Genomic DNA, 5,830 nt, shown 5'->3' on the forward strand with positions numbered 1-5,830 from the left:
TGTTCAGCTCAAGTCGCACATGCTCCATCGGGATGCCCAGATCGCGCAGCAATGCGCGGCACATCAGGATCTGCTCAGCGTCCACGTCCGGCCCCGCAAAGCCCAGCGCTTCGACGTCAATCTGGTAGAACTGGCGGTAGCGCCCTTTCTGCGGCCGCTCATGGCGAAACAGCGACACGGCCGACCAGACCCGCATCGGCCCGTTGTACAGCGCGTTGTGCTCGACCATCGCACGCACGATGCCGGCGGTAGCCTCGGGACGCAGCGTGAGCCTGTCGCCATTCATCGAGTCCACGAAGGAGTACATCTCCTTTTCCACGATATCGGTCACTTCGCCGAGGCCACGCACGAACAGCGCCGTCGGCTCGACGATCGGCGTGCGCACGTTGGCATAGGCGTAACGCGCCATCAGCGCGCGCACCTTGGCCTCAAACCATTCCCAGCGCGCCGAATCGGGCGGCAATATGTCGTTCATGCCTTTGACGGCAGTCAGTTTTTCAGCCATGGTTTTTTTAAGCGGCTTGGGCGACTTGCGTGCCAAAGCGCTTTTCAATGTAGTTTTCGACAATGACCCGGAACTCCTGCGCAATGCGGTCGCCGCGCAGGGTCACGCTTTTCTCGCCATCGATGTAGACCGGCGCGGCCGGCGCCTCGCCGGAACCCGGCAGGCTGATGCCGATGTCGGCATGTTTGCTTTCGCCCGGTCCGTTGACGATGCAACCCATCACCGCGACCTTGAGTTTCTCGACGCCCGGGTACTGCGCCCGCCAGACCGGCATCTGGGCGCGCAGGAAGTCATCGATTTCCTTGGTCAGTTCCTGGAAGGTGGTGCTGGTGGTGCGGCCGCAGCCGGGGCAAGCCGTGACGCTGGGCACAAAGCTGCGAAGTCCCAACGCCTGAAGGATTTCCGAGGCGACGACCACTTCCTGGGTGCGTGCTTCACCGGGCTGGGGCGTCAGCGATACACGGATGGTATCGCCAATGCCCTCCTGCAGCAGCACGGCCAGGGCCACGCTGGAGGCCACTGTTCCCTTAGTGCCCATACCTGCTTCGGTGAGGCCCAGGTGCAGCGCGTAGCGCGAGCGTTTGGACAGTTCGCGGTACACCGAGATCAGGTCCTGCACACCGCTGACCTTGCAGGACAGGATGATCTGGTTTTTGTCCATGCCCATCTGCTCGGCCAGCGCAGCAGAATCGATGGCCGAGGTGATCAGGGCCTCGTACATCACCTGTTTGGCGTCCCAGGGTTGGACGCGGCGGCTGTTTTCGTCCATCAGGCTGGCGAGCAGTTCCTGGTCCAGGCTGCCCCAGTTGACACCGATACGCACCGGCTTGTTCCAGCGAACGGCAGCCTCGATCATCTGGCCGAACTGCCGGTCGTGCTTGTCACCCTTGCCCACATTGCCGGGGTTGATGCGGTATTTGGACAGGGCCTCGGCGCAGGCCGGGTAATCTGTCAGCAGCCGGTGGCCGTTGTAATGAAAGTCGCCGATCAGCGGCACGTCGATACCCATGCGATCGAGCTGCTCACGCACGTAGGGCACGGCCTGGGCGGCTTCGGGCGTGTTGACGGTGATACGGACCATCTCCGAGCCGGCCAGTGCGAGCTCCTTGACCTGGATGGCAGTGCCGATGGCATCGACGGTATCGGTGTTGGTCATGGACTGCACGCGCACCGGCGCGTCGCCCCCGACCGAGACCACGCGCGCACCCCACACCACCCGAGCCTGCGAGGACGTGCGTGCCTTGGGTGCCGCCGACGCCACCGGTAAACAGTCCGCCACTATTTCACCTCAAAACGTGCAACATTGTCTTTGCTGACGGCGTTCAGGTCGAACGGCCGGCCGCGCACCTGGACCTGAGTCGCGTCGGCCCGGCCGACCACCGCCGACAGCGGCAAGGCGCCGGACGCGCCAGCCACCTCGCCGGCGGTCAGGGTGCGCCGCAACACCACCACGCGTTTCGCATCGGTCACTTCAACCCAGGACTCGCCCTTGGCCGTAAAAACAATAACACCGCCAGCGGGAGCCGGCGCCACCACAGGCAACGCCGATACTGCGGCCGGGCCAACCACCCCCGAGGACAGCGCAGACACCACCGCCATACCGGTCGCCATGGTGGGCGCAGCGTCGGCGACTGGGGTCGAAATCGTCGGGTTGTCCGATCCCACAGCCTGCGGCGCAGAGAAGGCAGGCGGTGGACTTCCCGGGGCCGGCTGCATGCCGGTCGGCGCAACTGCAGGTAAAGGCTCCGCAGTGGACTGAACCCTCATGTTTTGTTGCTGGACGGCCGGCAAAAAGATCAGCACCAGCGCGCCAAGCAGCAGCAGCAAGCCGGCCAGGACTGCCGGTCGCGACAGCTGGGCCAACAGCGACGGGCCCGGCCCGTCGCTGGGCGATCGGAAGGGGGTATTGATGCTGGCGTGCGGGTAATCCAGCCGCGGTTTACCGGTCTGGGGCAGTAGCGCCAATACCTCGCTGGCGTCAATTTTAAGATTGCGGCATACGCTGGAGGCCAGCGCACGCACAAACACCGCGTCCGGCAGGAGGTCCAGCCGGTCGGCCTCCAGGGCTTCGAGCTTCTTGACCGGTACCTTTAGGGCCACCGCCAGAGCCGCGATATGCAAGCCAGCGGCTTCGCGGGCCTGCCTGAGCAGGGACCCGGCGGTGCCCGGAGCCTGGCCGTCAAATTCATTCATTGAAGGCCCCCCTGGCATAAGCCGCCGCTTCGCGCGACCCGCCGAAGCGCCTGCTCAACTGGCTGGCCAGTTGGAGCATGGCTTCGCGATCACCCAAGGCCCGCTCCACCTTGATGCCAAGCCAGAGCGTTTCTGCATTCGCCAGATTGCTGTTGTTGAGGCGGCGAATGTAAAACTGCGAGCGCTTCAGATCGCCCCGCTGGAACAGAAGGTTGGCCAGGTTGTAGCCTGTCAGCGGATTGCCCGCATCAAGTTCGTAGGACTGCAACAGGCTGCGTTCAGCCTCTGCCAATTGGCCGGCACGAACCTGACAAATACCCTGTGTCATCAGTGTTTTAGGTTGCCCGCCATAGCCGGGTGTCGCTATGGCGCGCGCAAACATGGCTGACGACTCGCCGTATTTCGCTTGCTGACACAGCAGCCAGCCATAGTTGTGCATGACATCGCCATCTCGTGGATTCAGGACCAGGGCCCGGCGAAAACTGTCTTCAGCCAGTGCGTTATCGTTCATCCGCATGTAGACTAGGCCGCGCAGATTGTGCGCATCCGCAAAGGACGGATCGGCCGCAAGCGCCTGCTTGATTTCATCCAGCGCCACGTTGGTCTGGCCTTGCTGAAAATAATTGGCGGCGAGCTCCAGACGGATGCGGGCACGCCGGCGTCCGTCGGTTTCGTCCGACTCCGTCATGATCTCTCCCCGCCCGCTGGCGCCGCTCGACGCACCAGGACTGCCGGCACAACCGGCCATCAGGACGACCATGCAGCAAGCGGAAAGCCAGATCACGTTGCGGACAAGCTTCATACACCGACCTCCCTGGAGACTACCTTGATGCCCTTGAGCATACCCTGCCGCTGTGTCGCCATGCGCTGCTGCACGCCGGTGCGGTCCTGCACGTCGCCCGCAAGCTGGCCGCAGGCCGCATCAATATCATCGCCGCGTGTCTTGCGCACCGTGGTCACCATGCCCGCATCCATCAGGATCTTCGCGAAAACCATGACCTGCGGCATCCCCGAGCGCTTCAGACCAGAAGCCGGGAAGGGATTGAACGGGATCAGGTTGAACTTGCAGGACAGGCCGCTGACGGCGTGCTCTCGCATCAAGGCCACCAGCTGGTGGGCGTGCTCGGCCTGGTCGTTGACCCCATCGAGCATGCAGTATTCAAAAGTGATGAAATCTCGCGGCGCGGCGCCCTGGTAGCGTCCGCAGGCATCGAGCAATTCGGCAATCGGGTACTTCTTGTTGAGCGGCACCAAGTTGCTGCGCAACGCGTCTTCCGGCGCATGCAGCGATACCGCCAGAGCAACTGGACAGTCCTTGGCGAGACGGTCCATCATGGGCACCACGCCCGAGGTCGACACCGTCACACGCCTGCGCGACAGGCCATAGGCATGGTCATCCAGCATCACGCGCAAGGCCGGCAGCAGCTGGGAATAGTTCTGCAGCGGCTCACCCATGCCCATCATCACGACGTTGGACACCACACGATCACTGCGGCTGAGGTGCAAGCGCAAAAAGTGTTCGGCGAACCACAACTGACCAATGATCTCGGCCGTGGTGAGGTTGCGGCTGAACCCCTGGTGTCCCGTGGAACAAAAGCGGCAACCGACAGCGCAACCCGCCTGCGAGGAAATGCACAGGGTACCGCGATCGGACTCGGGAATAAAGACGGTCTCGATCACATCGCCGGCACCGACATCGAACAACCATTTGATGGTGCCATCGGCCGAATCATGGCGAGAGACCACCTTCAGGCTGGGGATGTGGGCCGACGCAGGGAGTTTTTCGCGCAGCGATTTGGCCAGATCGGTCATCTGTGCAAAATCGGTCGCGCCTTTCTGGTGGATCCAGCGAAAAAGCTGCGTGGCCCGGAAGCGTTTTTCTCCGAGCCCTTCGCAAAAGGCCGCCAGCCCTTCCAGATCGTAATCAAGCAGGTTGGCGGTCATTGCGGGAAACCGCCCCGGGCAAGCGGCATCCCGACAACGGGACAGCGATGCGTGGGAGCGGGCATGTTGAACTAGCGTGAGTAAATGTTCATGCCAGCGAAGAAGAAGCCGATCTCCATCTGGGCAGTTTCAGTCGCGTCGGAGCCGTGCACGGCGTTGGCGTCGATGCTGTCGGCAAAATCGGCGCGAATGGTTCCGGCAGCCGCCTTCTTGGGGTCCGTGGCGCCCATCAGGTCGCGGTGTTTCAGAATGGCATTTTCGCCTTCCAGCGCGGAAATCATGACCGGGCCGGAGATCATGAATTCGACCAGATCCTTGAAGAAGGGGCGCTCTTTGTGCACGGCATAAAAGGCTTCGGCTTCACCGCGCGACAGGTGGGCCATGCGCGCAGCCACCACCTTCAGGCCTGCGGCCTCGAAACGGGCGTAGATTTGACCAATGACATTTTTTGCCACTGCATCGGGTTTGATGATGGAGAGAGTGCGTTCGATCGCCATGAGATTTCCTTAAACCTTGATTTTTTTGGATTTATTCAAATCGAATAAAGCCTCTGATTTTAACCCGCCGGCTATTGCCCTGTTGCGCAAGGGCGCGTAGCGGCAAGGGGATTCAGCGGTTTCCACCCCGGTTTCCGCCACCATTGCCACGATTGCCGCCGCCGCGATTGCCGCCACCCCCGCCCGGGCCGCCGCGTCGCGGAGCGCCACCGCCACCACCCGCCGGACCATTGCCACCACCGCGCCTCTGGCCCTGCGCCTGGCGCTGGCGGGTGAAGGTTTCCGCGCCGATGTAGCCGAAAGAAGTCTTCATCGGATCGGGCTGCGCACCACCTGGGCCCTTGTCGGCGCGGTCTCCGCGGCCACCGCCGTCGTCGCGGCGCCGCTGGCCCTGACCGGAATTGCCGCCGAAATTCCCGGGCGGGCCCGAACGTGGCGCACCACCCCCATTGCCACCGCCGGAACCCCTGCCCTTGCCGCCTCGGCGCCGATTGGCGTCACGCGGCGCGTCGCTGCGCGGCATCGGCGGCTGGAATTCATGCGGTCCGTGTTCGTCGCCTTCATCCTGCCCGGTCGCGACCTGCTGCTCCGGCGGCCGGGGCGCGCCGGCGTCCGGTCGGCCTCGCCCGCCACGCGCTTTCTCATTGCGCCGCGGACCACGACCCCGGCGCGCTACGCCTGCGTCCTCGCC

General features: G+C 63.5%; 7 protein-coding genes. All 7 read right to left on the reverse strand.

Features of this window, described 5'->3' with window-relative positions; genetic code table 11:
* On the reverse strand, window positions 1-505 hold a 505-nt coding region (locus tag H0W47_RS18105), incomplete at its 3' end, for an ATP phosphoribosyltransferase regulatory subunit (protein WP_296926934.1).
* Between the two features lie 7 nt (window positions 506-512).
* Window positions 513-1,784, reverse strand: coding sequence for a flavodoxin-dependent (E)-4-hydroxy-3-methylbut-2-enyl-diphosphate synthase (gene ispG / locus H0W47_RS18110; RefSeq protein WP_296926936.1), 1,272 nt, complete (start codon window positions 1,782-1,784; stop codon window positions 513-515).
* Entirely contained in the window at window positions 1,784-2,698 is a 915-nt protein-coding gene (locus tag H0W47_RS18115; RefSeq protein WP_296926938.1) for a helix-turn-helix domain-containing protein, read from the reverse strand. Before H0W47_RS18115 ends, ispG begins: the two co-directional genes overlap by 1 nt.
* Window positions 2,691-3,500, reverse strand: a complete 810-nt coding sequence (gene pilW, locus H0W47_RS18120; RefSeq protein ID WP_296926940.1) for a type IV pilus biogenesis/stability protein PilW — start codon at window positions 3,498-3,500, stop codon at window positions 2,691-2,693. The genes H0W47_RS18115 and pilW overlap by 8 nt, the downstream gene beginning before the upstream one ends.
* On the reverse strand, window positions 3,497-4,642 hold the full coding sequence (gene rlmN / locus H0W47_RS18125) for a 23S rRNA (adenine(2503)-C(2))-methyltransferase RlmN (protein WP_296926942.1): 1,146 nt from the start codon (window positions 4,640-4,642) through the stop codon (window positions 3,497-3,499). Before rlmN ends, pilW begins: the two co-directional genes overlap by 4 nt.
* Before the next feature lie 71 nt (window positions 4,643-4,713).
* The gene (gene ndk, locus H0W47_RS18130; protein WP_296926944.1) at window positions 4,714-5,139 is read right to left on the reverse strand and encodes a nucleoside-diphosphate kinase; all 426 of its coding nucleotides are present in this window, start codon (window positions 5,137-5,139) and stop codon (window positions 4,714-4,716) included.
* A gap of 9 nt (window positions 5,140-5,148) precedes the next feature.
* Window positions 5,149-5,379, reverse strand: a complete 231-nt coding sequence (locus tag H0W47_RS18135) for a hypothetical protein (RefSeq protein ID WP_296926946.1) — start codon at window positions 5,377-5,379, stop codon at window positions 5,149-5,151.
* Window positions 5,380-5,830 lie beyond the last annotated feature (451 nt).

The organism is Polaromonas sp. (assembly GCF_013817205.1).
Taxonomy (GTDB): Bacteria; Pseudomonadota; Gammaproteobacteria; order Burkholderiales; family Burkholderiaceae_C; genus Polaromonas.

Excerpts from the sequence above, each read along its gene's own strand:
- ndk (WP_296926944.1), bottom strand. The coding sequence starts at position 5,139 with ATGGCGATCGAACGCACTCTCTCCATCATCAAACCCGATGCAGTGGCA.
- pilW (WP_296926940.1), bottom strand. The coding sequence starts at position 3,500 with ATGAAGCTTGTCCGCAACGTGATCTGGCTTTCCGCTTGCTGCATGGTC.
- rlmN (WP_296926942.1), bottom strand. The coding sequence starts at position 4,642 with ATGACCGCCAACCTGCTTGATTACGATCTGGAAGGGCTGGCGGCCTTT.
- H0W47_RS18115 (WP_296926938.1), bottom strand. The coding sequence starts at position 2,698 with ATGAATGAATTTGACGGCCAGGCTCCGGGCACCGCCGGGTCCCTGCTC.